General features: G+C 62.2%; 19 protein-coding genes. 6 read left to right on the forward strand and 13 right to left on the reverse strand.

Going from position 1 to position 26,824, the window contains the following annotated elements; genetic code table 11:
* Nucleotides 1-345: 345 nt before the first annotated feature.
* Complete coding sequence (locus tag ACVW1C_RS12230; protein WP_456758632.1) at nt 346-1,296, reverse strand: hypothetical protein; 951 nt, start codon at nt 1,294-1,296, stop codon at nt 346-348.
* Between the two features lie 316 nt (nt 1,297-1,612).
* Here ACVW1C_RS12230 and fabF point away from each other — a divergent pair, with 316 nt between their 5' ends.
* Nucleotides 1,613-2,875, forward strand: coding sequence for a beta-ketoacyl-ACP synthase II (gene fabF, locus ACVW1C_RS12235; RefSeq protein ID WP_456758633.1), 1,263 nt, complete (start codon nt 1,613-1,615; stop codon nt 2,873-2,875).
* Between the two features lie 452 nt (nt 2,876-3,327).
* On the opposite strand, the gene ACVW1C_RS12240 is transcribed toward fabF, so the two are convergent.
* Nucleotides 3,328-3,924 (reverse strand): TetR/AcrR family transcriptional regulator, encoded by a 597-nt coding sequence (locus tag ACVW1C_RS12240; protein ID WP_456758634.1) that lies wholly within the window; start codon nt 3,922-3,924, stop codon nt 3,328-3,330.
* Nucleotides 3,925-4,018: 94 nt separating this feature from the next.
* Here ACVW1C_RS12240 and ACVW1C_RS12245 point away from each other — a divergent pair, with 94 nt between their 5' ends.
* Nucleotides 4,019-5,317 carry an MFS transporter gene (locus ACVW1C_RS12245; protein ID WP_456758635.1) on the forward strand — a complete coding sequence of 433 codons (1,299 nt, stop codon included), beginning with the start codon at nt 4,019-4,021 and terminating at the stop codon, nt 5,315-5,317.
* A gap of 142 nt (nt 5,318-5,459) precedes the next feature.
* Here the strand turns inward: ACVW1C_RS12245 and ACVW1C_RS12250 are convergent, their stop codons facing one another.
* Entirely contained in the window at nt 5,460-8,246 is a 2,787-nt protein-coding gene (locus ACVW1C_RS12250) for a UPF0182 family membrane protein (protein ID WP_456758636.1), read from the reverse strand.
* A 529-nt stretch (nt 8,247-8,775) separates the two neighbouring features.
* Between ACVW1C_RS12250 and ACVW1C_RS12255 the strand changes: the two genes are divergently transcribed.
* Both ACVW1C_RS12255 and ACVW1C_RS12260 read left to right on the forward strand, forming a co-directional pair.
* Nucleotides 8,776-13,608: an NAD-glutamate dehydrogenase gene (locus ACVW1C_RS12255; RefSeq protein WP_456758637.1), complete on the forward strand. Its 4,833-nt coding sequence runs from the start codon at nt 8,776-8,778 to the stop codon at nt 13,606-13,608.
* A 76-nt stretch (nt 13,609-13,684) separates the two neighbouring features.
* Complete coding sequence (locus tag ACVW1C_RS12260; protein WP_456758638.1) at nt 13,685-14,029, forward strand: hypothetical protein; 345 nt, start codon at nt 13,685-13,687, stop codon at nt 14,027-14,029.
* A 397-nt stretch (nt 14,030-14,426) separates the two neighbouring features.
* On the opposite strand, the gene ACVW1C_RS12265 is transcribed toward ACVW1C_RS12260, so the two are convergent.
* The 7 genes from ACVW1C_RS12265 to ACVW1C_RS12295 form a co-directional block, all read right to left on the reverse strand.
* Nucleotides 14,427-14,894 (reverse strand): hypothetical protein, encoded by a 468-nt coding sequence (locus tag ACVW1C_RS12265; protein WP_456758639.1) that lies wholly within the window; start codon nt 14,892-14,894, stop codon nt 14,427-14,429.
* Nucleotides 14,878-15,795, reverse strand: coding sequence for a DUF2950 domain-containing protein (locus ACVW1C_RS12270; protein ID WP_456758640.1), 918 nt, complete (start codon nt 15,793-15,795; stop codon nt 14,878-14,880). The genes ACVW1C_RS12265 and ACVW1C_RS12270 overlap by 17 nt, the downstream gene beginning before the upstream one ends.
* Nucleotides 15,792-17,450: a DUF3300 domain-containing protein gene (locus ACVW1C_RS12275; RefSeq protein ID WP_456763059.1), complete on the reverse strand. Its 1,659-nt coding sequence runs from the start codon at nt 17,448-17,450 to the stop codon at nt 15,792-15,794. Before ACVW1C_RS12275 ends, ACVW1C_RS12270 begins: the two co-directional genes overlap by 4 nt.
* A gap of 176 nt (nt 17,451-17,626) precedes the next feature.
* Nucleotides 17,627-18,025: a hypothetical protein gene (locus ACVW1C_RS12280; protein ID WP_456758641.1), complete on the reverse strand. Its 399-nt coding sequence runs from the start codon at nt 18,023-18,025 to the stop codon at nt 17,627-17,629.
* A gap of 62 nt (nt 18,026-18,087) precedes the next feature.
* Nucleotides 18,088-18,504, reverse strand: coding sequence for a hypothetical protein (locus ACVW1C_RS12285; RefSeq protein WP_456758642.1), 417 nt, complete (start codon nt 18,502-18,504; stop codon nt 18,088-18,090).
* Between the two features lie 24 nt (nt 18,505-18,528).
* Nucleotides 18,529-19,761, reverse strand: coding sequence for an HlyD family secretion protein (locus ACVW1C_RS12290; RefSeq protein ID WP_456758643.1), 1,233 nt, complete (start codon nt 19,759-19,761; stop codon nt 18,529-18,531).
* Entirely contained in the window at nt 19,754-20,191 is a 438-nt protein-coding gene (locus ACVW1C_RS12295; protein ID WP_456763060.1) for a hypothetical protein, read from the reverse strand. Before ACVW1C_RS12295 ends, ACVW1C_RS12290 begins: the two co-directional genes overlap by 8 nt.
* 183 nt (nt 20,192-20,374) lie before the next feature.
* On the opposite strand from ACVW1C_RS12295, the gene ACVW1C_RS12300 reads away from it, so the two are divergent.
* Both ACVW1C_RS12300 and ppk2 read left to right on the forward strand, forming a co-directional pair.
* Complete coding sequence (locus ACVW1C_RS12300) at nt 20,375-20,830, forward strand: hypothetical protein (protein WP_456758644.1); 456 nt, start codon at nt 20,375-20,377, stop codon at nt 20,828-20,830.
* 42 nt (nt 20,831-20,872) lie between these two features.
* Nucleotides 20,873-21,673 (forward strand): polyphosphate kinase 2, encoded by an 801-nt coding sequence (ppk2, locus tag ACVW1C_RS12305; RefSeq protein WP_456758645.1) that lies wholly within the window; start codon nt 20,873-20,875, stop codon nt 21,671-21,673.
* A gap of 42 nt (nt 21,674-21,715) precedes the next feature.
* On the opposite strand, the gene ACVW1C_RS12310 is transcribed toward ppk2, so the two are convergent.
* Genes ACVW1C_RS12310 through ACVW1C_RS12320 form a run of 3 tightly spaced genes read right to left on the reverse strand, consistent with a single transcriptional unit; the run spans nt 21,716 to nt 26,649 of the window.
* Nucleotides 21,716-22,150 (reverse strand): hypothetical protein, encoded by a 435-nt coding sequence (locus ACVW1C_RS12310; RefSeq protein ID WP_456758646.1) that lies wholly within the window; start codon nt 22,148-22,150, stop codon nt 21,716-21,718.
* Nucleotides 22,151-22,182: 32 nt separating this feature from the next.
* Entirely contained in the window at nt 22,183-23,883 is a 1,701-nt protein-coding gene (locus tag ACVW1C_RS12315; protein ID WP_456758647.1) for an aspartate:alanine exchanger family transporter, read from the reverse strand.
* 12 nt (nt 23,884-23,895) lie between these two features.
* Nucleotides 23,896-26,649, reverse strand: coding sequence for a decarboxylase (locus ACVW1C_RS12320; RefSeq protein WP_456758648.1), 2,754 nt, complete (start codon nt 26,647-26,649; stop codon nt 23,896-23,898).
* Between the last annotated feature and the right edge of the window lie 175 nt (nt 26,650-26,824).

Genomic DNA, 26,824 nt, shown 5'->3' on the forward strand with positions numbered 1-26,824 from the left:
TCCAGGCTGGTCCATTGCCAAGGGTAGATGGATTGTGTGTGTGACCACAACTGAAAGTAGCACCCTAGCTTTACCGGACTCCCTGAGACCATTGGCCCAAAAAACTACCCAATACCCCGGTTAATAAGGATTGCTCTTGTTGGCGTGCCACTCATAACACCGCGCACTCCTATATCATTGAAATTTCGGATATAAAAAGCTCAAGCGGGGTTACCCTACCAACTTTGCCGCCGGCACCAGACTCTCATCCCTCTCACGGTTCCCCACTCTCGCATCGATCAACAGCTTCGCTACAAAAGGCGTCAGCTGGCGCCAGCCCTCTTCTGACTGTTGCCCCGTGCTGCCTCAGTCGTCCTTGGACATCACGTGATCGCAATAGCTGCAGAACCGGTGCGAATCCCAGGAGACGTTGCTCGGCGTGAGCGACGTAAAGCACCGTTGGCATTTATCGAGCTCTAGCTGGCACCAAGCGCAGCCGCGCTCGTCTTCGCTCATTACATACGTCTCGTAGCTACACTCAGGGCAGGTGGCCAGAGACTCTTCACCACCATCAGTCATGGCGATATAGTTGTCACCAGCAAAGTGCTCCTTGAGGGCGGCTTCGAGCACCTCGTATGCATCAAGATCTTCGCCACATTGGCGGCACATCGCGTCAGCGTTTTCGTGCACTGTGTTGTGCGGGTTCTTCTGGTGAATCAGGCGGGAGTCGCATTTCGGACAGACCCGTTCGGCGTTTGCCATTGCGCTCGACTTCCAGTCGACTTTGTCGAAACTCGCCTGACATTCGGCGAGCTCGTGATCATAGACCGTCTTCACCTCTAGCATGGTATCCCAGCACTTACCGAGGTGCTTTCGAGGCGCTTCATGCAACTGTTTGAATAGCTCGACAATAACCGGGAACGCGCGTGCGATCGCCTCCCGAACCTTCTTACCGCTTGCGTTCGTGTAGTAGTGCTCCATGTCGTTCCGAATCTTGTTCAAGTCCGCCAACGCGCTCTTGTCGATTTTGTGGCCGAACGCCTTGAAGCGATCGCCGATCTCGGTGAAATCGACGGTCTTGTTGCTCGCCTCATAGATCACGCCACCATTGCCATCCGGGACAGGGACAAACTTGGAACCGATGATCGCCTTCACGTCGGCTTTCGGCGCCGCACGAACCAGGACTTCCTTTGCCAGTAGCAGCGTGCCGGCATAGAAATTCCGGACGGCCGAGAGTGCCCGCTTAGGATCATTGTGTTCGTAATCCTCGATCCCGAGCTGAATGGACTGAATAGCGTTATCAAACAAAGTGTTCATGAGTGCGCGGCCTCCCGAGGTCGCTCCATCGACGTCGCAAGCTGTGAATGGCTCGGAATGTAGAGAGCCGCAAACTCAACCGCAAGAAGAGTGCAGCGGCAGGTCTCTGACGCTCGGTAGGGCAATCGTCCCCTGTTTAGCCTTGAGAGGGCCGCGTCGCGTCCTAACCGCTAGACGAAGGGAGCGTTGAGAAGGAACGCAATAGCTTGACGTCACGCTGGTCGAGACAATAAATGATGATCATCATATATAAACGCAACCTCGAAACCCCGGCCGCTCAAGTCCCGGGCGCGCCGGCAACCGCAACAGGAGCACCATGCGTCGAATTGTCGTAACAGGCCTGGGGACGGTGTCCCCGCTGGGCTGTGGCACCGAACTGGTCTGGTCGAGGCTGCTTGCGGGGCGTTCGGGGCTTACGGCATTGCCGGCGTGGGCGGCGGCGCTGCCGGGGCGCGTCGCAGGACAGGTCCCTGACAGGGCCGCCGATGCCGAGGGCGGCTTCGATCCTGATCTGGCGGCGCCGCGCAAGGACCAGAAGAAGATGGACCGGTTCATCCTGTTCGCGCTGCTGGCCGCGGCGGAAGCCGTGGCGCAGGCCGGCTGGATGCCGGCCGAGGCGCTTGCCGAGGTGCGCACCGCGACCGTGATCGCATCCGGCATCGGCGGGTTTCCCGCGATCGCGGATGCCGTGCGCACCGCGGAGAAGAGCGGGCTGCGCCGGCTGTCGCCGTTCACCGTTCCCTCCTTCCTGGCCAATCTCGCGGCCGGGCACATCAGCATCCGATACGGCTTCAAGGGTCCGATCGGCGCGCCGGTGACCGCCTGCGCCGCGAGCGTGCAGGCGATCGGCGATGCCGCGCGCCTGATCAGGTCCAATGAGGCCGACATTGCGATCTGCGGCGGCACGGAGGCCTGCATCGATCCCGTGAGCCTCGGCGGCTTTGCGGCGGCGCGGGCGCTTTCGACGTCGTTCAACGACACGCCGGCCCGGGCCTCGCGGCCGTTCGACCGCGACCGCGACGGTTTCGTGATGGGCGAAGGCGCAGGCGTCCTCGTCATCGAGGAACTCGACCACGCGCTGCGGCGCGGCGCGCAGCCGATCGCCGAGCTCATCGGCTACGGCACGACGGCGGACGCCTATCACATCACCGCGGGTCCCGAAGACGGCGACGGCGCCCGGCGCGCGATGGAGGCGGCGCTGCGGCAGGCCGGCTTGCTTCCTGACCAGATCCAGCATCTCAACGCGCATTCGACATCGACGCCGGTCGGCGACCTCAGCGAACTCGCGGCCATCGAGCGCGTGTTCGGGCGCGAGGGAAGCGTTGCCGTCAGCGCGACCAAGTCGGCGACAGGACATCTGCTTGGGGCTGCCGGTGGGATCGAGGCGATCTTCACGATCCTGGCGCTGCGCGATCAGGTGGCGCCGCCCACCCTCAACCTGGAGAACGCCGATCCGGCCGCGCAGGGCATCGACCTGGTCGCGAACGTCGCGCGGCCGATGCCGATCGACCACGCAATCTCGAACGGGTTTGGATTTGGCGGCGTCAACGCCAGCCTGGTGTTTCGACGCTGGTCGTGAGCCGGCTGATTGGCCTGGCAAGGAAAGAAGGTTGCTCGCGTGGCGGACGACGTACTCCCGCGGAGCGTTCGCGGAGAAGAGCAACAGGCCACAGGCAATCAGCAATCGATTTCAACAGCATGGGAAAAATCCCTCTGAAATTGTGGGAGCATGGTGGCGCTCCCTGAGGGATGCCAGGGCGGCTTTTATTCCGTGTCGTGAGCGCATCAGTGGCGCACGAAACAAGCGCGATGGCGCGAAATCTTTTGACTGATTATGGGCCGGACGCTTTCGTAGAGCCCATGTTTAACGTGATAATTTCCCTTTTGATTATAGTGAGCGTCGGCATTCTCGTTGCCCACGCCATCGATGCGTTACGGTCCTGATCGGTACGGGAGGGACCGTAACCCCTCACCCGGCGTGGCACGCCGACCTCTCCCGAGGGAGAGGTGGACCTGCGGCGCCGCTCAACGTCAACCCCTCGCGACGCTCGCATCGATCAGGAGCTTCGCCGCCGCGAGCGCCGACTGCGCCGGTCCGTCTTCCGACTGCTGGCCGGTGACGTAGATGCCTTCGATCAGCAGCAGCAGGGCATCGCCGAGCACGGCGGGGTGACGCGCGCCCATGCCGGCCGCGAGCTCGCGCAGGCGCTTGCGAAACAGCTTCTTGTGGGCTTCGGCGACCTGCCGCGCGGGATTGTCCCGCGCCGGATATTCCACGGTGGCGTTGCTGAGGCCGCAGCCGCGATAGCCCTTGCGCACCGCGCGCGTCGACAGGTCACGAATGTAGGCGAGCACGTGCTCGCGCGCATCCGAATAGGATTTGCCGCCGGGCTTCTCGAATTCCTCCCAGAAGGCCAGATCGTAATCGCGCATATAGGCGGCGGCGAGATCGTCCTTGGAGGCGAAGCTGCGATAGAGGCTCGGCTTGGTGACGCCGGCGCGGTCGACCACCTCGTCGACGCCGACGGCGCGGATGCCCTCGCGATAGAACAGCTCGCGCGCGGAGGCGCGGATCCGGTCGGCGGCGCGCGCGGGGCGTTCCGCAGACGGCGCGACGGTTTTCTTCATGACGGCTCCCTCCAGATTTTGCGCTGGGCACGCTTGACAATGTTACTGACCGGTACGTATACATGCCGCATCGCAATACGTACCGGTAAGTAACATGCCCAATGCCTCCATTCAACCCGCCGCCACCTCGAGACGGCCGTTCGGCCAGAACTACGCCTTCGTCGTCGTCGCCGTGATCTTCCTCGCGCTGCTCGCCTCCGCCGGCCTGCGTTCAACGCCGGGCGTGCTGATGCTGCCCCTGCAAAAGGCGTTCGGCTGGGATGTCGGCGTGATCTCGTCGTCGGCCGCCGTCGGCATCTTCCTCTACGGCCTCGCGGGCCCGTTCGCCGCGGCCGTGATGCAGCGCTTCGGCATCCGCCGCACGGTGCTGGGCGCGCTGGTGCTGATGTCGGCCTCGACCGGCGCCAGCGTTTTCATGACCGCGCCGTGGCAATTGTTCATGAGCTGGGGACTGCTGTCCGGCATCGGCTCGGGCGCGGTCGCCAACGTGCTCGGCGCCACCATCGTCAATCGCTGGTTCACCACCAATCGCGGCCTCGTCATGGGGCTTTTGACGGCGTCGACCGCGACCGGGACGCTGATCTTCATGCCGGGCCTCGCGGCGCTGGTGGAATGGGGCGGCTGGAAGCCGGTGGTGCTGACGGTGGCCGCGTGCTGCGCGGCGCTGATCCCGCTGGTGTATTTCCTGGTGCCGGAGCGGCCCGCGTCGGTCGGCCTGCGCTCGTTCGGCAGCCCGCACGAGGATCATGCCGCGCCGAAGGCCGAGGGCAACCCGTTCACCGCCGCGTTCTCAAACCTCGCGCGCGCCGCGCAGACGCGGGCGTTCTGGTTCCTGTTCGCCACCTTCTTCATCTGCGGCTTCACCACCAACGGGCTGGTCGGCACCCATCTGATCGCGTTCTGCGGCGACCATGGCATCGTCGAGGTACAGGCGGCGAGCCTGCTCGCGCTGATGGGGTTCTTCGACCTGTTCGGCACGACGCTCTCGGGCTGGCTCACCGACCGCTTCGATCCGCGCAAGCTGCTGTTCTTCTATTACGGACTGCGCGGCCTGTCGCTGATCTACCTGCCCTACTCCGATTTCTCGCTGGTCAGCCTGTCGGTATTCGCGGTGTTCTATGGTCTCGACTGGATCGCGACCGTGCCGCCGACCGTGCGCATCGCCAACGAGGCGTTCGGCGACAAGAACGCACCGCTGGTGTTCGGCTGGGTGGTCGCGGGCCATCAGCTCGGCGCCGCCTGCGCCGCGTTCTTCGCCGGCTTCATGCGCTCGGCCCAGGGCGATTATCTGCAGGCCTTCATGATCGCAGGCTTGACCGGCATCGTCGCGGCCGTGCTGTCACTGACGATCACGAGACGCCCGGCGCAGCCGGTGCTGGTCGCAGCGGCGTGAGGGTGTACTTCTGCTGATCCTGCGATTGATCGGGCGCGGTTTTGGCGGCAGGCGCCACTGGATTTGAGATGCTTGCTGGCGACGCGCCCGCGCGATCCTGAGCTGGAACGCGCGACGCTCTGCGCTCACAATTCCCCGCACATTAGTGACCGACGGAGCGCCGGTTCATTTCCTCCAGGGGCTCGCGCAGGGCATCGAACTGCGTGCCGAAACCTCTCAGGTCTCCGGCCTTCAATCGCTCCACCGCCTGGTTGTAGCGATCGAGCGCCTGCTGCGCCGGGCTCGCCGCCCCGCCCGCAGGGGGCACCGCTTCCGGTGCGTTTGAAACGGCCGGCACCGCACCGGGCTCTGCGAACAGCGCGGCCAGGGCATCGGCGAGCGTCTCCTTCATCACGACATGCTCACCGTAGGCTGCGATCACGCGTTTCAGCTCCGGCAGGTGTCCGAGCTCGGCGCGCAGATAGAGCGGCGAGACATAAAGGATCGAGTTCTCGATCGGGATCACCAGCAGGTTCGCTCCCCGTATCACCCGCGAGCCCATCTGATTCCACAGCGTGAGTTGTTGCGAGATCTCGGTGTTCTGGTTGATCCGCGCCTCGATCTGAAACGGCCCGTAGACAAGCTTGTCCTTCGGGAATTCGTAGACGATCAGTTTGCCGTAGTCGGGGGCGTCGCACCGCGCAGCGAGCCACGCGATCATGTTGTCGCGACGGCTCGGCACCATGGGAAGCATCAGAAAGAACTCGGCCTGCGGCTCGCCGGGCAGCCGCATGATGATGTAATAGGGCGTCATCACCGAGGTGCCATCGCCGCCCGGCTGTCGCGGAAACTGCCAGAAGTCCTCGCGGTTGTAGAAAGTTTCGGCCTGCTCCATGTGGTAGGTCTGATACAGCCGCGCCTGAATCAGGAACAGATCCTCCGGATAGCGTATGTGCTTCTGCAAATCCGCGGGCATGGCCGTGAACGGCTTGAACAGGCTCGGAAAGATGCGCTGGTAGGTCGCTGCAACGGGGTCGCGTGGGTCGATCAGATAGAAATCGACCGTCCCGTTATAGGCATCGACAACAATTTTCACCGAATTCCTGATGTAGTTGAGATCAAGCTCCGGCACAGGCTGCGCGGAGGGGAAATAGGAGCTCGTGGTGTAGGCATCCAGCATCCAGAACATCCGCCCGTTGCTGATGACCAGATAGGGATCATGATCGAGCCTGAGGAACGGAGCGATCGTGCGCACCCGCTCCCGGATATTGCGCCGGATCATGATCCGGCTGTCGGCCGTGATGTAGCTTGAGAGGACCAGGTTCGCGTCATTGAAATAGTAAGCGAACAGCGTTCTCCATCCCAATGCTCCGATCGGAACACCGCCACTGCCGTCATAGGCCGCATAGACGTTGTCTTTCCCCTTCGGATAATCGAACTCCGGGATGCTGGTCTTGACGATGACGTAGTCGTCGCTCTCTTCGCCGTAGTAGATGCGCGGTTCCTCGATCTTGGGACCGCCTTCTGCAACGGGCGGAATATCGCGCAAATAGAAGAACGGCAGTCCTTCCGGGCTCTTGCGGGTGACCGGGCTCATCACCGCGCCGTTGCCGTGGGTAAACAGCACGTGTCGGTTGACCCAGGTCTGGGCGTTTGCCGGCAGCAGGGAGGCCCGCAGTTCGCGGGCCGAGAGCATCACGCTCTGGTAGGAGCCGTCGAGCCAATAGCGATCGACGTCGAGATCGTGGAATTTGTAGTAGGTACGGATCTCCTGCAGTTGCGCGTAGGTATCCGACAGCGGCAGCCAATCCCATAGCCGTATATTGTCGATGGTGGCCTTGTTGGCTTCCAGCGTCTTGAAGGTCAGCCGCTGTTCGGCTGCAAACGGCTTGGCTGCGATCCGGTCGAGATTGTAGGCCTGCCTGGTGAGCGCGATGTTGCGTTCGATGTAGGGCTTCTCCAGCTGCAACTCCGTCGGTTTGACGACGAAGTGCCGGAACAGCGAAGGGACGATGCTCGACAGCACGACAGAGCCGGCGCCGACCAGGATGAACCCGGCGGCAAGAAGCCGGTAGGTGCGGGCTCGCAGATTGGCCCATGCGATGACCGCCGCGATGATCGAGAGCCCGATCATCAGCCACAGAGCCGGCAGCCCCAGATGGACATCGGTGTAGCTTGCCCCGACCACGACACCGTTGTCGCCGTAGAGCAGCAGATAGCGGTCGAGACCATAGGACCAGGCCTTCACCGCGAACAGAAGGCCAACCAGCGCCGAGCCATGCGCGATGACCGTCGGCGAGATTGATCGGTTGTGGACGTCGTACGCGATGTCGCTGCGCGCCCAATAGATCGCTCCGGCAAACAGCGCGCTCAGGACGATTGCGAGCAGCATCCAGTTCTTGATCGCCAGATAGGCGGGTAGCGAAAAGAGGTAGAAGCCGATGTCCTTGTTGTAGAGCGGATCCTCCGCGCCGTAGGGCACCTGGTAGAGAAACTGCAGGAAGATGCCCCAATTACCGGCTTCGCTTGCGGCAACCAGCACGCCGAGCAAACCCGCACCGAGTGCGATGAACCAGGGCCGGGTCAGTCGATCGCGCAGTATTGCGGACGGATCGGGGGGCGGCGGCAAAACACCGGCCACCTTCCACGGGGCGGCTGGAATCTGTCGCGGCTGCGACATGGCAAACCGCGCCGCCAGCACTCCGTTCAGCCAGAGGACGACGGCGGTCGCCGCCAAGACGGCGAAAAAGACGGTCGCCTTGGCGCCGATCGCGGTCAAAAAAACTTGCAGGTAGCCGACCGCGGAAAACCACAGCCAATCGACCAGGAAGTCGCTCGCGAGCGAGAGCAGGATCAGGCCAATCGTGATGACGACGGCCGCAACGATCAGCCTGACCACGCCACTTTGCCGTGGTGCCTTCGGGCCGGGTCCGGTAATCCCGATCGTCATGGCTTGATCATAGCGGAAACGAGGGACGCTCGCCGCTTGATTCGTGGGAGGGATTGCCCCGCCAAGGCGCGATGAGTGCTCGAAGCTCCGTCACCGGGACACGAATGAGCACAAGGCGGCAACTGCTCAGGCGGCCGGCGTGATCAATCAGTCGTCGAGCAGGAATGCGCTCACGAATGGAGCCGTATCGTACAATGCCGTGGAATAGAGTATATTTGGCGCGCCCCCCAAAACAAAATTGCGTACTCATACACAATTGAAATTGCTTGTGATTTTGTCTACCCCCATGATCCGTCGGCCGCCAGCCCCGCCTTCGGCCTCACGCGCTGCAGCAGGGCATCCCGGCACGTCTCACGACAGCATCCGCCTTGGATAGCTTTGGGATCGGAGTATTGTCGACGGGAGTTGTCGCAGCTTTGAGACCGGGGATTTCGCGGACGCGCTCGATCGCGGTCAAGGCTGAGGCGCTCGAAGCGATGCACTCCAGAATCAAGCCGATGATCGCGGCTGCGATCGGACGGCGCGGCAAATGGAGGACGTGATGGCTTGGCGTGACGACAAGGCCCGTTCGATCCTGATCCGCGATGCAGCGGGAAGCGTGCAGCCGGGCAAGGCGCCCCGGAGCTTTGCCGAACTTCTGTTCGGCTACACCAATGTCGAGGACCTCGCCAATCACGATGCCCAGTCGCTGGCCTTCCTGGCGGAACAAGCCTGGGAGCACGTGCAGCAGCGTACGGCCGGCAGCGCCGATATCCGTGTCGTCAATCCGATGATGCCGGACGGGCGCGAGATTTCCGTGCTCGAGATTCTTAACGACAACATGCCCTTCCTGTTCGATTCCACGACGGCGGAGCTGGCCGAGCAAGGCATCGAAGTCACCCTCGTCGCTCACCCGATCCTCGCGGTGGAGCGCGACAGCCAAGGCAAGCTCCTGCGCTTCCACGGCGAAGCGCTGCCGGAGGGAGCAAACGGCACGCGGGAAAGCCTGATTCATCTCCACATTACCCGCCTGGACGCCGATGCTGATCGCCAGAAGCTGATCGACGGCCTCACCCGGACGTTGAACGACGTCCGCGCCTGCGTCACCGACTGGCGTGCCATGCGCGACCGGGTCGAGGACGCGATCAAGACTTTCACTTCCAATCCCCCGCCGCTGCCGATCGACGAGGTCGCCGAGGCCAACCAGTTCCTGCAATGGCTGTGCGCGGACAATTTCACCTTCCTCGGCGTGCGCGAATATCGCTTCTCGCCCGACAGCGATGCATCCGACGACATCACGACCGGCAAAGGCCTCGGCGTCCTCCGCGATCCGGATGCGAAGGTCCTGCGCCGCGGTAGCGAAATGGTGGTGATGACGTCGGAAATACGCGAGTTCATGCACGACCCCACCCTGCTCATCGTCATCAAGGCCAACGTCTCCAGCCGCGTTCATCGTCGCATTCGCATGGATTATGTCGGCATCAAGCTCTATACGCCCGACGGCCGGCTGGAGGGCGAATTGCGGGTCGTCGGCCTGTTCACCTCGGGCGCCTATACCCGCTCCGCACGGCAGATCCCTTATGTCCGCCACAAGGTGACGCGCGCGCTGCAACGCGCCGGCTTCGACCCGAACGGCCATTCGGGCAAGGCCCTCATGCATATTCTCGAAGAATATCCGCGTGACGAACTGTTCCAGGTCGACGTCGACACGCTCTACAATTTCGTCATGGAGATCCTGATCCTCTACGAGCGTCCGCGCGTCCGGGCGCTGGCGCGGGTGGACAAGTTCGATCGCTTCGTCTCCATCCTCACCTTCATTCCGCGCGAGAAATACGACACGAACGTCCGCACCCGCGTCGGGGCCTTCCTGTCGCAGGTCTACAAGGGGATGCTGTCGGCCTCCTACGTTTCGTTCCCTGAAGGGGCGCTTGTGCGCGTCCACTACATCATCGGACGCTATGACGGCAAAACTCCCGTCGTCGAACGCGCCACGCTCGAAGCCGGGATCAGCGCCATTGCCGCGACGTGGGCCGACAAGCTGAAGGCCGCGCTCACTGCCTCTACCGACGGCATGCGGGCGCGCATGCTCACCAACCGATATGCCCAGGCGTTTAGCGGCGGCTATACCGAGGTGTTCAGCGCGGAACGGGCGATCACCGATATCGCCACCATCGAAAAGCTTACGCCAACCCGCCCCGTGGCGATTTCGGTTTACCGTGACGAAAGCGAGGCCGATCCCAAGCGCTTCGGACTGAGGGTGTTTTCGCACGGCGCGCCCCTGTCGCTGTCCTACCGCGTGCCCGTGATCGAAAATCACTTCCTGCACGTGGTCAACGAACGCACCTATCAGATCGCGCCGCGCGCCACGCCGGCGCCTCCGCCGGTTTGGCTCCACGAGATGACGATCGAGGCCAGCGACGGCCAGCCGATCACGATCAGCCCCGAATTCAGCCATCGCCTTGAAGCCTCGATCATGGCAGTGGTCCGCGATCACGCCGAATCCGATGGATACAACGGCCTGATCCTGCGCACCGCCCTGGGCTGGCGGGAAGTCTCGACCATCCGGGCACTGTCCCGCTACCTGCACCAGATCCGCGCGCCGTTCAGCCAGGATTATATGTGGGAGACCTTGCGCAAGAACGCCGCGATCACGGCCAACCTCGTCGCGTTGTTCCAGACCCGCCTCGATCCGCGCCTCGCCTCCACGGATGCCGAGCGCTCGGCACGCGAGACGGCCCTGCTTGCCGAGGTCGAGGAGCAGCTCAAATCCGTCGCCTCGCTGGACGAGGACCGCATCCTGCGCCGTTTCACCAACCTGGTGCAGGCGACGATTCGCACCAATCTGTGGCAGATCGGCGAGGATGGACATCCGCGTCCGGTGATCTCCTTCAAGTTCGACGCGCGCCGGATCGACGACCTGCCGGCTCCACGACCTCTCTACGAGATCTTCGTCTATTCACCTCGTGTCGAAGGTATTCACCTGCGCTTCGGCAAGGTTGCGCGCGGTGGCTTGCGCTGGTCCGACCGGCCGCAGGATTTCCGCACCGAGATCCTCGGCCTCGTGAAAGCGCAGCAGGTCAAGAACGCCGTGATTGTGCCGGTCGGCGCCAAGGGTGGCTTCGTGCCCAAGCGCCTGCCGCCGCCTGCCAATCGCGACGCCTGGCTCGCGGAAGGCACCGAAGCCTATCGCATCTTCGTTCGCTCGCTGCTGGAGCTCACCGACAATCTCGACGGCGACATCGTCGTGCCGCCCGACTCCACTGTGCGCCACGACGGCGACGACCCCTACCTCGTTGTCGCCGCCGACAAGGGCACCGCCACCTTCTCCGACGTCGCCAACGCGATCTCGGCCGAGAAAAACCATTGGCTCGGCGATGCCTTCGCTTCCGGCGGCAGCCAGGGCTATGACCACAAGAAGATGGGGATCACGGCCCGCGGCGCCTGGGAAGCTGTCAAGCGCCACTTCCGCGAGCTCGGCACCGACATTCAGACCATGCCGTTCACCGTGGTCGGCGTGGGTGACATGTCCGGCGACGTTTTCGGCAACGGCATGCTGCTGTCGCCAGCGACAAAGCTTGTGGCGGCTTTCGATCACCGCGACATCTTCATCGATCCCTCGCCTGATCCTGCGATCAGCCTCGCCGAGCGCAAGCGCCTGTTCGACCTGCCGCGATCGAGCTGGCAGGACTACAACAAGTCGCTGATCTCGGCGGGCGGCGGCGTGTTCTCGCGCCAGCTCAAGGCGATCCCGCTCGCTCCAGAGGTACGCGCCCTGCTCGATCTCGACAAGCCGCAAGCGACGCCTTTCGAGGTGATGACGGCAATCCTGAAGGCGCGCGCGGATCTCCTGTGGTTTGGCGGCATCGGCACCTATGTCCGCTCCGCCGCGGAAAGCGACGATCAGGCCGGCGACCGCGCCAACGATCCAATCCGCATCACGGGCAGCGACGTGCGGGCCCGGGTGATCGGCGAAGGCGCCAATCTCGGCGTCACCCAGCGCGGTCGCATCGAGGCGGCGCAGAAGGGCGTCAAGCTCAACACCGACGCCATCGACAACTCGGCCGGCGTGAACACGTCCGACGTCGAGGTCAATATCAAGATTGCGCTGGCGCGGCTCGAGCGCGAGGGACGGCTCAGCCCCGCGGACCGCAACAGTTTGCTGGCCGCGATGACCGACGAGGTCGGCACGCTGGTGCTGCGCAACAACTATCTGCAGTCGCTGGCGCTCTCGCTCGCCGAACGCAAGGGCGTGGCCGAGACCGGCTTCCTCACGCGCCTGATGCAGTCGCTCGAGCAGCGCGATTTGCTCAGCCGCGCGGTGGAGTTCCTGCCCGATGACGCAACGCTCACCGAGCGCACACGGCGCGGCCATTCCCTCACACGGCCCGAGCTTGCCGTGCTGCTCGCCTACGCCAAGCTGACGCTTCACGATGACCTGCTCGTCACCAGCGTGCCCGATGATCCCTATCTTGCCCGAGAACTATCCCAGTATTTTCCGCGCGAGGTTCAGGACAAATTCCCGACAGCGGTCGAATTCCACCGCCTGCGGCGGGAGATCATCGCGACGAGCCTCGCCAATGCGGTAATCAACCGCGGCGGCCCGGCCTGTGTCGTGCGCCTGATCGACGAGACGGACGCCGATGTCCCGACCATCGTCATGGCCTATGTGGCGGTCGATGAATGCTACGGGCTCAAGTGGCTCAGTGACGCGATCGATGCACTCGATGCCTGCATCGACGGGCAGGTGCAGCTGTCCCTCTACGCGTCTGTCCAGGACCTCCTGCTCTCCCGCATGGTCTGGTACGTGCGCAATGTTGATTTCAAGGACGGGCTGGAGGCCGTCATCGCGCGCTTCGGCCCGGCTATCCGCGAGATCGTCGCAGGGCTCGACACCGCGCTGCCGCCGGACTTGCAGGCCGCACGTGCCAAGCGTCGGCAGGACCTGACCGATGCCGGCGTCCCGGCCGGCCTCGCCGGCGAACTCGCCGATCTCGACGCTCTGGTCTCGGCACCCGATATCGTGACGGTCGCCGAGCGCACCGCCCGCCCCATCGGCGACGCCGCCGCGACCTTCTTCGCCGCCGAAGCGAATTTCCGCCTCGACCACATCGTCGCCGCCGCGCGCAGCGTGCCGGCAAACGATTATTTCGAACGTATGGCGATCGATCGCGCCGTTGAGCAGATCGCTAGCGCCGAAAGAAGACTGGCCGCAGATATGCTGGCAACCGGGCAGTCCGGCCAGCAGGCTGTCGAGACCTGGCTCGCGGCCCACCCCGAAGCGACCCGCATCCGCCGCTCGGTCGAGGAGATCGCGGCCAGCGGCATGACGCTCGCCAAGCTGACGGTGGCGGCGAACCTGCTCGGGGATCTGGTCAAAGCCTGAGGCGTGCGAGGCAGCGATGTGAAACTCTAAAGAGCAATGCTAGCGCAGGTTGTTAGCCGGCGAACGGAGGAATCCAATGATCCACGCGACTTGCCATACCGCCGATAATGTCCGCTGCATCGAGTTCGATGCCACACCCTGGTTCAGCGAGGCCGACGCTCCGAGCATTGTCGATTTGGCCCAGCGGGGATGGGCCAGCACAGCGATTGCAGATTCCCTTGAGCGCCGGCGAGGCTATGAACGCTTGCACGACCTCGTTGAGTATGCGGCGAAGCGACTGCAACCGGAATCCCTGGAGGACCCAACCTGGGAAACCTTCGCGTGCGTCGTCGATGGACCCGACGCCGTGGCCTGGCTCGAGAAGAACCGGCCCGACGTTGTGGCAAGGATCCGGAACACCACGGGAAGCGCCAGCAATTGATCGGCGGCATCGCACGCGAAGCGGAAATGGCGCTCCCTAGGGGAGAGCATCAACCTCGCGTTATCAAGCACTTAGCCGATGATTTGGGAAAATCATCCGGCATTGAACCTCAAAGGGTTTCCGAGGCCGACCCCAAACCCGAATTCGAGCCTCTCGAGCATTCCGTCTATCTCGGCCGCCAGCGGCTGGGGCGGTACGAGCGCGTCTTGGCAAAGCGGTACGCTACCTACGATGCACTGGATCAGCCCCTGGGGGCGCCTTGGCAGGCGCCGGGTTGTTGCCGTCAAGTAAGAGGGTTCGTCGGACGTCAAGGCCAATGCTAACGCTGATAATGAGAGAGGCTATGACGGACCAACGTACGACCACAGATCGCGTTCACCCTGATGTGAAAATCGGTTCAGTTCATTGAAATCGTGATCGTGCTCAAGTTGGCGGCGAACTCCCAGCCACCCCTTGGACCGCGCAGCTCCATCGTGACGCCCTTGTCGTTCCGCAGGTGAACGGCACCAACGCCGCCGACGAGTGATGCCCCACCGCCGATAGAACTGTACGTACCGGCAAAATCGGAAATCTCTCGAATTCCTGACGCCGACCCCTCGAGCCGGCCGACAGTCGCGCCGGCCGTGACACCGAGGCTGATGCCGGACCAGCGAAAACGATAATTGCGGCCGCGATAGCTCAACACGCCGCTGCCCGCGCCCGCACCCACGAGCAAGCCCGCTTTAACGATCTTGAGCTGGACAAAAGCGGGGGCCTGGGCGAAGGACGGCGTCACGGGGACGGCGAACGCGAAAAGTACGATAGCCGCCAAGCGGACGAAGTATGTCTGCAGAACAGTCTGCCTGCTCTCACGGTTTCGCGGCATCGACTTTCCTCCAAGTCTGGTCCGGATCGAACAGCATGATCCGTTTGGCGATGATGCCAGTGCGCTTACCCAGATCCTTTTGGTAGACCGTACCGGCATGATTGACCATGAAGGTCATCACGCCGGAGTTGCCGTATTCGGCAGGATAGGCGATCAGCGCGAAGCCGCCGATCATCTTGCCTCTGACGACGTAGTAGAGCGCGCCGCCCGGCGCATCGGAGCCCTGCCCCTTCAATATCCGGAAATAATATCCGTGATAGGGCGCCCCTTGCCCGTCGACCTTGTAGCCTTCGCTTGATGCCCGCGCCGCCAGTTCGCCGAGCGGGCTCGGGTCGCGGTCGTCGCGCCAGAACAAGCCGTCCTTCTTGCCGGAACTGCTGACGATGCGTTGCGCATAGACGCCCGCGCCGTCGCCGCGATCCTTGTCGGCATATTCATTCTCGGCATCGACGAAGGCAAGGCAGGTCTTGATCGCGTCCAACTCATTGCGACCGATGCGGCGATAGAGAATCTCGATACGGCCTGCCTCCGTGTCGAACTCCCAGCCGCTCTTGGTGTTGACCAGCGGAATCGGGAATGGAAAATCATCGGAGCCGAGAACGAGCGTGGCCTTTTTATTGCCCTCCGTCTTGACGGAATGTCTGGCATCATAGGCAGAGGCAAAGCTTCGGCGCGTCTCGGCATCTGCAACCTCGTCACCGGAGGCGACGAGGTCCTGGGCAGCGTTACCGAGAACTTTCAGGACTGCCAGGTTTGTGCCGCTCTTGACTGCCGCAGCCAGCGCGGCCGCGGCATCCTCCGGCGTCGGATAGGCCTGCTGCGCCCGGGACGCAGACGTCAGCAGCGCAAGCGCCATGATGCCTGGCAAAGCTGCGCGATGGAGCGACCTCAAAATGATCATGGTGTCATCTCCGCGGGAATCCTTGCACCGTCTGCGAGCCAGTCTCTGTAGCTACGCAGCTTCAATCCGAGCCTTTCATAATAGACACGCAAGTAGCCGTCGCGACCGCGGGTCACGGCCTGCGGCATCACGCCTTCCACTTCCTGCGCTATGACGCCGACATAGGCCTCCTGGCTGCCAAGATAGCTGAAGCGATAGAAGCCGAGACCGTTGGCGAGATGCCCGAGCAGGACGATGTCGTGCTTCAGCGCAATGTCGGACCGCCGTCCTCCACCGCCTCCGCCACGACCGCCCCCACCACCGAAGCCACCGCCACCACGCATGGCGCCACCGCCGCCACCGCCACGCCCGGCGAAGCTCGCCGCGCCGCCGCCACGGGCGCCCATGCTGGCTTGACCGCGGGCTGAGGCGGCGGCAGCCGCCCTGCCCGACGACACGTTCATGGCACCGCCGCGATTTTCGCCGCCGCGGCGCGTCGCATTGCCAGCATTGCTGGCAGCCCTCGCGCGATCTGCACCGCCCTTGGTAGCAGCTTTGCCGCCCACCTTGGGAGCACCCTTGCCGCTTGCCTTGGCGCGATCTGCCGTGCTCGAGCGGTTGGCGCGATCACTGCTCCCGGGGCCGTCGCGCGCGCCCGCGCGATCGCCACCGCGATCCGCGGCCCGATCTCCGGCGCGATCAGCGACACCGGCGCGATCCTTGAGCACTTGCTGTCCATCACGGCCGCGGAAATCCATTCGATCAGCAGCACCGGCCTTCAGATTGTTGTTACCGAAACGCTGCTGAACGTTTGCGTTATTGTATCGTACCCCCTGGCGATGCGCCGGATTGTGCTGCCAGTTGTTTCCGACGTTGTTGATCTTGTTATAATGATTGACGTAAAGGTTGCGGTTGCCCCAGTTGCAGCCGCCGCCCCAGTAATTGCCCCAACGCCCGATTGCCCATCCTGCCCCAAAGGCAACGCCAGCTGCGATCACGCCTGCACCGATATAAGACGGATACCCGAAATAGTAGGGCGGATATTCCGTGTAGGGCCAAGTTCCGTACACGGTGGCAGGATCGTAATACGGCACGTAGATCGTATCCGGCTCAGCCTGTTCGATCACGACCACCTGCTTGTTCTCCTGAGTCTGAACGCTGACCTTCTGCTGTTTGGTGGTGACAAGTTTCTTGTTGTCGTACGCCTTGGTGCGCAGCCGCTGGATCGCGTCCATCACGTCCGCTTGCTGCGCGAGTACGGCATCACCCAGGCTTTTGATCCATTCGAGTTTGTCGCTCATCATCGTCAGAACGTCGGCGGTGCTGGTGAGTGCCTTGATGCTGTCGTCCCAGGCCTGCTTATCGACTTCCTTCTTGAGCGCATCGCCCTTCAGGTTCTTGCGCTCCTTGAGCCAGCGGTCGGCCTGCACAACCTCCAGCGGATAGGTCGACGCCGCCAGCACATTGGCGAGCAATTCGTCCGGATAGAGCGCGATCGGCGCGACAAGCGCCTCGAGTTGCTCAGGCTTCAACAGCTGATCGGCCGGTTGAGCCGGGCTCGCCGGCTGCGCCTGACTGCTCTGAGCAGGCGGCTTCTCGGCGGTCTGCGCCATCGCGGCGATCGGAATGCCCAGCAGCAACGCGAGCACGAGCAGGATTTGGCCACGACGAGACATCGACACCTCCCTCGCCTTCCAGCGGGAAACATCGGCGTTGCCGATGGGGCAAGCTTGATCAAGATCAAGGAAACTGGACATTCAGGGACGCGGCGCCTGTCGCTGAGGAATATCGGAGCACCCTGGCTTTGACCCTAAATTTTGCAGGTTGATCGGCGCGCAGACGAGCCGGCGGGCTAGATCTTGCAACGGTGATAGTTCGTATCCATCCCGTCCACGCCCGGGAATAGCCGCGTGACCGTATCGTCATCGATGACCTTCAGGAAGAACTGGATGTTGGAAAGCATGACACCGTTCGCACAAGCGACAACCAGATTGATGGATTCACCGTCGTCCTTTCTGGCCTTGATCGTGCAGGTTTCAAACTTGCTGCGCAGGCGGTTGGCCTCGACGAGGAAGCCGCCGCCATAGGCGCCGGAGAAGTTGGTGAAGTCGACCTGATTTGCGCGCCCCCTCCGCGCAAACACCTTGCTGCATTGATCCGCCTTGGCCACCCAGGCGCCGGCGAGCTCGAATGCGTCAAGCCGCTGCGTTATCGTTTGGCAGGCAATGACAAGCGTCGCTGCGACAAACAACTTGCGTGACCTCGCGATCGCGACGCCCCCATTTCCACGGGCTCTGCTGGCTGGCTTCGATTTCATGAGTTCGGGCAGCGGTGATAGGTGATCTCCATGCCGTCCATGCCTGGAAACAGCCGGATGATGCTGTTCGCATCCAGTTTCTTCACGCTGAACTGAACGCTCGACAACATGATATCCGTCGCACAACCCGCGATCAGGTTGATGCTCGAGCCGTCCTCCTTCTTGGCTTTGATCTTGCAGCGCGCGAATTTTCCGATGATCTCGTCGCCATCGATGATGAAGCCGCCGCCATAGACGTCGGACATCTCAGTGAAGCCGCGTTTGCCACCCTTGCGGTTGAACACCTTGTCGCATTGATTGGCGTCGCCGACCCAGGCGCCATTGAGATCGAAGGCATCCGCGCGCGCGCCGGTTGCGACCGCTGAAACGATCAGCAATCCAGCCAGAGCGCAGAGTTTCGGTAAGCAGACCATGCATTTATTCTCCCTGTCCCCTTTTCAGTGACCGCCCAGCACTAGCGTCTGGATCGGCAGCAGCAACGCCTGGATTCGCAGAAGCATGGCATGTACGAGGCCGACGCCGTCGACGACGTGCAACGCGATCTTCCGACCGACGCTGGTGTCCTTGGCGGAAATCTCCTCGTGGTTGCTGGTGTAGGCGTTGACGATGCAACTGCTGCCCGCCGTGACCCCTTCGAGACCGCCTTTGTAAAGCGGCTCGAGGTACACCAGGATAGTACCGGGCTTTGCAATGTTCTGGGCCTCGATCAACTGCTCCCCACCGCGAAACTGACCTGTGGCGACGTAGTCCTGAACAGTCGTGACTACCATCGGAATAATCACCCATGGCTTGGACATGCAGGCCGCCTCGGCCGGCATTCCTTCCTTCATCACCTGGGCCTCGATCTGACCAAATCCGGCGAGCACCGCGCGCTGACCGGCGCCTTCGGGTATGAGTATCCCGGCGGGACGCATGAGCGGGTTGACAATATCTCCGACGCGAAGAAGGAACTGCTCGACCCGCCCGTTGACGCCGGCGCGGACGACGGTCTTGTCGAGATCAACCTGGGCCTGCGCCAGCGCCGCTTCGGCGCTTGCCTTCTCCGCCGGCAAGAGTGCCGAGACCCGCAACGTCGTCGATTCCTTGGCCGCTGTGGCGGCATCGATCGCGGCCTGCCGCTGATCGACCAGTACCTGAAGCTTTTCGATATCGCGCTGCGGCACAATGCCGGGATTGCGGCGCTGCAGTTCGGTCTTGACCTCCAGTTCGTCCCTGGCTTGTTGATGGTTCGCCCTGGCCTCCTGGATCTGGGCTTCGGCCTTGACCACGTCTGACTGCGCGGTTTGCAGGGACGCATCGACCTCGGCGACCTTGCGCCTGGCGGTTTCTAAGGCCGCTTCCTGCTTTGAGCTGTCAAGTTTGAACAGCACGTCGCCCTTCTTCACCGGTGCGCTATGGCCGAGATCGACCTCGGCCACCCGTCCCGAACCTTCAGGGAGAATTGGGATCGTGCGAAAGTACAGCGCGGCTGAGCTCGTCGCCGGATGAAAATAGAAGATCATCGTGATCAGCGATATCGTGAGCATCAGGCAGCCGGTGATGCCCCATCGCAGCTCATACCAGACCGAGTAGAACGTGATCTCCTTGCCGAAGCGCTTGCCTTGGGCGTAGCGGCGGAACAGATAGTCGGGCAGTATCGTCAACAGGGAGCAGAACATAAGCTCAAACATTGCTTTGCTCCCTCGCCTTCACGGGACCGGCCTTCTCAGTCGGCTGAGCATTGGCTTGGCCGTCGGCCGGCAAAGGTGACGGCGCGGCTTCGTTTCCGTCTCCCGGCGTCGTCTCGGCGATCTTCTCCACCGAATCGGCAATGCTGCGCAGCGGGGTGCCGAAATCGGGAATATCGATCAGCGCGAGAAACAGTCCTATTACCCAGAAGAGATGGTTATGCGTGAACAAGGACAGCAGGCCGAGAATGGCCACGATTTCGAATTGCAGCTTCTGTGACTTGTGCGCCATCCGCTCGGGGAGGCTGTGCAGGCGCCAGTAGATCGTTCCGACCCAGAATACGGTGCCAACCAGGAAGATCCCCATCAGCACCATCAGCGTATCGGTCCCGTTCGCCGGGGCCAGATAGAAGGGCAGATGGTGCGGCGCCATCGGGTGAAGCTGCTCGCTCAACGTTCTCTCCCTTGATGGCAACCGGCCGGCTCCCGTAGCCAATGCCCAGATTGACCAAACCGGGAATGAGCCCGCTTGATCTGGATCAAGGGATCGAGCCCTTCCGGCCCTACCCTTGCAAGAACAACGCTGGAGCAGCAAACCGACCGGGAGGCGTCAGCCATGTCCAACACCATCGACGATCTCATTCCCAACGCGATGCAAATCCGGAAGGAAGCGGCGCTCAAGGAGGCCGAAAAGGCGGACGAATATGCCCGCCTTGCCGCCGCAGCCGAGGCCGAGAAACACGCCTTGATCGATCGATTGAGCAAACCGTCAGGCAAGACCGAGGAGGAAAAGATCAAGCTCGCCTCCACCATCATCCAGCGTGCGGTACGAAACGGGATGACGGACGTCCTGGTCTATCGCTTCCCCAATACGCTGTGCACGGACAAGGGCCGCGCCATCAATCAGATGGAAGCTGGCTGGGAGAACACCCTGACGGGAATCCCGAAGGAGATTTTCCAGCTCTGGACGGATTATCTGAAGCCACGCGGCTATCGCATCGCCTACCAGATCATCGATTTTCCGGGCGGCGTGCCTGGCGACATCGGCATCACCATCTCCTGGGGAGATTGAAGGCCGTCCGGTCGCTTTGAACCTGAAGTAGCAAAAATGCGCATGGCAAAAGACGAGCCCGCGGAGCGGATGAAGCGCAAGGAATACGAGAAGGAGCTCAAGAAGCTTCAAGTCGAGCTTTGCCATCTTCAGGACTTCGTGAGGGCGAACAAGCTTCGGGTCATCGTGCTGTTCGAAGGCCGGGACGCAGCCGGCAAGGGCGGCACGATCAAGGCGATCACGGAGAAGGTCAGTCCCCGCGCGTTTCGCGTCGTCGCGCTTCCGGCGCCGTCGGATCGCGAAAAGACACAACTCTTCTTCCAGCGCTACATGGAACAGTTTCCGGCCGGCGGCGAGATCGTGATCTTCGACCGCAGCTGGTACAACCGTGCCGGCGTCGAATATGTCATGGGCTTCTGTACGCCCGCCGAGCACGAGCGCTTTCTTTCGCTCTGCCCCGAGATGGAAAAGTACGTCATCGACGGCGGCATCATCCTGATCAAGATCTGGCTCGAGGTCGGAATGGACGAGCAGGAGCGCCGCTTCAAGGCGCGTATCGACGATCCGGTGCGACAATGGAAGCTGAGCCCGATGGATCTGGAATCCTATCGGCGCTGGTACGACTATTCGCGCGCCCGCGACCTGATGTTGAGAAAGACGAGCACGAAGCACGCACCTTGGTATGTCATCCGATCCGACGACAAGCGGCGCGCGAGGCTCAATTGCATCGCGCATCTCCTGAAGGCGATCCCGCACAAGCGCGTCAGGAAGGACAAGGTCAAGCTGCCGAAGCGTTCCGACAAAGGGCGTTACAACGACCAGGCGAGCCTGCGCGGGATGAGATTCGTCGCAGAGCGGTATTGAGCGGACCAGGCCGCGCATCGCGCGGCCCAATCGCCCGCCCCACTATTTCAAGCGAATCGTCACGCCTCCTACCGCGGCCGACACCTCCGCGCCTACCTTCGGGCCGCTGAGCTGCAGGATCACCCCGTTGGCGTTCTGCAATTGCACGCCTCCTGCGCCAGCCGCAATCGCACCGCCCGCTCCGGCCACGGCGTAAGAGCCTTCGATCGAGGCCGGCCCTCTGAGATTGATGGCCCGGCCGACGAGCTTGGTGGTCGATGCACCGATCGTGAAACCGACGCTCATGCCGGATACGGTAAACGGGTATCGCTTGCCGCGAAGAATGAGCACGCCCTCACCGCCGCCGACCCCAACGATGAATCCGCCTTTGGTGAAGATCACGCCGACCTGACCGGTCTCGGCACGCGATGGCGTGCTGAAGCCAGCTGCGCCAGCAAGAAGGGCGACGAAAACGGTGGGGATAGCAAATCTTCTCATGGCTTTCTGTCCTCTGAGGTTATGACGCCAGGCTATTGGGCCAGGAGCATCGCGAAGTAACCGAACACGGTAAGCAGGATGCCCGAAACGGCATAGCCGACCGGGAATCCGATCCAGGGTACGGAGCTCTGGATTTCCACCGCGGCCTCGCGGCACGGACCTGAATGCGATCGCGCGCCGGCGACACCGCCCATCAGCACGGCTGGATTGATCTTGAAGATATGAAAGCCAATCGCCCAGACGATGAACGGGGGAATGGTGCAGGCGACGAAGCCGACGATGAATATCTTCAGTGCGACGGCGCCCGAGAGCTGTGCGAGCAGACCCGCTCCCGCATTCACGCCGACGATTGCGACGAATACGATAAGGCCGAGATCCTCCAGCACGTTACGCGCCGCGTTCGGCGTATTGCCGAAGAAACGCAGCCGCGACACGATCGACGATACGATCACGCCCGACAGCAAAAGGCCCCCGGCATTGCCGAGACCAATCTTGGCGCCGAAGGCCGGAAATTCGATCATGCCAATCAGGAAACCGATGATCATTCCCACGGCAAGCGTCAGTAAATCCGTCGACGTGTTGGTTCGCGCGATGCGTCCCCACATCTCGCCAAGCTCGCTGACGGCGGACTTCAGACCGACCACCGAAATGATATCCATCCGTTGCAGCTCGGTTTTGAGGCCTGCCGGAATCTGCACGCCTCCGCGCTCGACTTTCGTGACCTGCAATTGGCCGGCAAGCGCCTTGTCGCGGAAGGATTCGAAGGTCCGCCCGACAACTTCCTTGTTGGTGACGAGAATCTCCGCCTGATCCATGGGCACGCTGAGCGCCTTGGCATCCGCGACCTCGGGACCGATCAGCCCCATTTTGTCGGTGAGATGCTCGGTCGCGCCACCCAATGCGATGACGTCACCCCTTTGCAGGACGAGATCGGGATCGGCCCCCAACGATTCGCCCGCACGCAACACGTTGATGATACGATACTCGGGATTGCTCTTTCGGAAGCCGGCGATGCTCATGCCGACCTGGGCAGCGTTTTCCAACCGGTATGCGCGCAAGCCAAATTGCCGGTAGCCGGTGAGGCCGCCGCCTTCGAGATCCTTGACCCCGAACTCCTGTTCGTACTGCTTCGCTGCAGCCTTGGCGTCAACTCCCCACCAACGCGGCAGGTATTTGCAGATCAGGATGATGCCAACGGTACCCCAGATGTAGGTGATGCCGTAAGACAGTGCGATCATGCCGGTCGCGTCCTCGGGCTTCATCCCTTCCGGCAGCTTCACCACGCCGGAAGTGATTGCCTGCTCCGCCGAGCCGATCGCAGCCGACATGGTCTGCGAACCCGCCAGCATGCCACCTGCCGCGCCGATGGGCAGCGAGAAGAGCTTTGCGCCGATGACGACAAGCGCCAACCCGAGCACGCTCGAGACCAGCGCCAATACGCAGAATTTGAGACCGTCACCCTTCAGACTGTTGATGAAGGAAGGCCCTACACGTAGCCCAACGCCGTACATGAAGAGGTAGTAAAACAGGCTCTTGGCAAAATTGTTCAGCTCGAGCTTGACCCCGTAAGTCGAACCCCAGACGGATAGACCCGCGCCGACCACGATGGCGCCGGCAACCATGCCGAGGCCATAGCCCTTGATGCTGGCCCGGCCGATCCACACCGCGAGCCCGACAACGAAGAACAGCAGCAAGAACGGATTTTGCTGAAGAAATGTGAAAAAGCCCTGCACGTTCGTTCTCCCCTATGACGCGGCCTTCAGTTTCGGCGCTGCGCCGGGCTTGAGATTTCCGATCTTCATCAGGGCCTCCGCGCGCACGAGCTTCAGCCCTTCCTTTGCGTCGTAGCCATGGATTTCCTTGACATCGAGCTTCCGCATGAAGTCGATGGTTTCCTGCGTGATGACCTGGCCCGGTACCATGATCGGGAAGCCCGGCGGATACGGGATCACGAAATTGGCCGAGACGAGATCCGGACCTCCCTTCAGGCGACGATCGATCTCCGGATCAGCGAGCCGGATATATTCGCATCCTGCCGCGTCATAGGCCGAATAGAAGCCGCTGCGGATGTCGCCTTCGTTGGTCTTTGCGCCCGCATCGCCGCGGAAACTCGAGTGAAAATGCGAGAAATTCGGCAAGTCCGGCACATCGGTCATCAGGCTCTTCACCCGTGCCTCGAAGGTCTTCCTTGCATTGGCGCCGCCTTGCGCCAGGCCCCGGTCGACCTCGCTGGCGATCTCCATCAGCACCCGGATCAGATGCGCGACGTCACTGCGCGTGTTGTTGATGTTGGACTGGAACAACACCGAATTGCGCGAGGTCTTGTTGACCTGGATGCCGTACTTGTTCGCCAGAATGCCCTTGAATTGAGTGCCATCAAAGCCGGCCGTGCCGCATACGAGCGTCATCCGGGTCGGATCGAGGCAGAATTCATCCTCCTGGAAGCTCTTCAGAGCCGTAACCCAGTTCGTACCGGGTGCCAGGTAGTCGACGAAGCCGGTTTGTCGGTACTGCGCCGGCACCATGCCGTCCGCACCGAGGATGTGGAAATACTTCGAGATCAGCGCATTGTTGGCGACAGCCTGCCGGATGGCGAACGCAATCTCAAAGGCATTGTTCACGAGGCCATAGCCTTCGAGCTCCATCTGTCGCCGCGCGACGTCGAGGCTCGCGATGAGCTGCTGGTTGGGACTGGTCGAAGCATGCGTGAAAACCGCCTCGTGAAACTGGGCCTCGACGGTGTGGAATTCGACATCCTTGACGAACAGCATGGAGCCTTGCCGCAGCGCGGACATCGATTTGTGGGTCGAGTTGGTCTGGTACACGCGCAGGCGGATCTGGCGCGGGTCGGGAATCAGCCGGGTCTTGAGCAAGAGTTCATCAGACGGATTTTTGCCGAGTTCCGCCTGCTGCTTCTCGTAGGCCGCGACAGATTTCGGGTCGTGCATCCACGCCTCGATGTCGTTGGCGGCGCCCATCGCGGTGCGCGGCCTGAGGAACGGCGAGAAGCGCGCGAAGCCGAACCAGGCTTCATCCCACAGGAAGATCAGATTCGGCTTGATCGCCAAGCATTCCTCCATCACGCGCCGGGTATTGTAGATGTGGCCGTCGAAGGTGCAGTTGGTCAGGTCAACCATCTTGATCCGGTCGAGCCGACCGTCGGCCTTCGCATGCAGCAGAGCCTGCTTGATCGTCTGCAGCGGCACGGCGCCATACATCGAATATTCCGTCATCGGGAACGCTTCGACGTACAGCGGTTGCGCGCCGGCGAGCACCATCCCGTAATGATGCGACTTGTGGCAATTGCGGTCGACGATGGCGATGTCACCCGGACCGAGCAGCGCTTGCACCGCCATCTTGTTGGAGGTCGAGGTCCCGTTGGTCACGAAGAACACGTGGTCCGCGCCGAACGCGCGCGCCGCCTTGTCCTGCGCCGTCTTGATGTTACCGGTTGGCTCCAGCAAACTGTCGAGGCCGCCTGTGGTCGCGCTGCTCTCGGCCAAGAACAGATTCGGGCCGTAGAATTCGCCCATGTCGCGGATCCAGTCGGACTTGAAGATCGACTTGCCGCGGGCGATTGGCAGCGCATGGAACGTCCCGATCGGACGCTGCGCATACTTCTTGAGATTGTCGAAGAACGGCGTGTCATACCGATCCTGGACGCCTTCCAGTATGCAGAGGTGCAGCTCCAGAATTTCCTCGATCGAATAGAAGATGCGGCGGACCACGTTGGCCTCGGGGTTGCCGGCCATCTCCTCCACGTTGCGATTGGACATCAGATAAATATCAAGCTCGGGACGCAGCCGCTTGATGATCTGTGCGAGCCGCAGCGCAGAAAGATCGGACTCCATCTGTGGGCCCATCGAGGCCATCAGGGCACGAAGCACAGGCGCGTCGTGACGCGACCGAAGCGTAAAGCCCTCGTTGATCACGACGGCGGCAAGATCTGGATTCAGGACGGCGGCGCAGAATGCGTCTTCAAGGCTGCCGACAACGACAGGCTCGTAGACGAACGAGTCGATCGGACGCCTCAGCTTGCGCCATTCCGTGCAGAGCCCCGGCCAATTGTTGGAAGGAACGCCGGTGACGATCAGGGTCTCAAAGTAGGGGCGGTGCGCCTCTTTCCGTCCGAACGCGGGCGGCAGCAGATCCGGAACGTCACCCTCGGCTTCGTCATTTACATTCCAGTCGCCGGCGTGCTGACGGAAGGACTTTGTCGCCAGCGCCTGCGCAATCCGCGTCGAAAGCAGGAGCGAGGCCGCTGCGTCGCCGGACGTCGCCGCCTCTTTCAATGCGGCCATCAAGTGCAAGCCGGGATAACCATGAAATTCCTCCGTCACCGCGATATCGGCCAAGGCCGCATCGTAGTTCGCGCGGTCACCACCCTGGGCCCATGCCTTTGCGGCTTCAACCAGGTCACGCCAGTCGTCCCCGCGCCCGCCGGGGCCGGAAAAAAATTGATCGATGCGCTTCTGGGTGGGCTTGGCGTCGTTGGGCATGTCCCTGTCTCCCGACTGGTGGGCAAAGCTGATGACGCACCGTGGCTCCCTTCCCTCGTGCTCCCTTGATCCAAGTCAACGGTTGCCGGCGATACTCAACTCAAGATTTGCGATGACAATTTCGGCGCGCATACGTCATCGCACTGCAATAATGCGCCCGGGAGGCCGAGAGGGT

The organism is Bradyrhizobium sp. USDA 4011 (assembly GCF_054063415.1).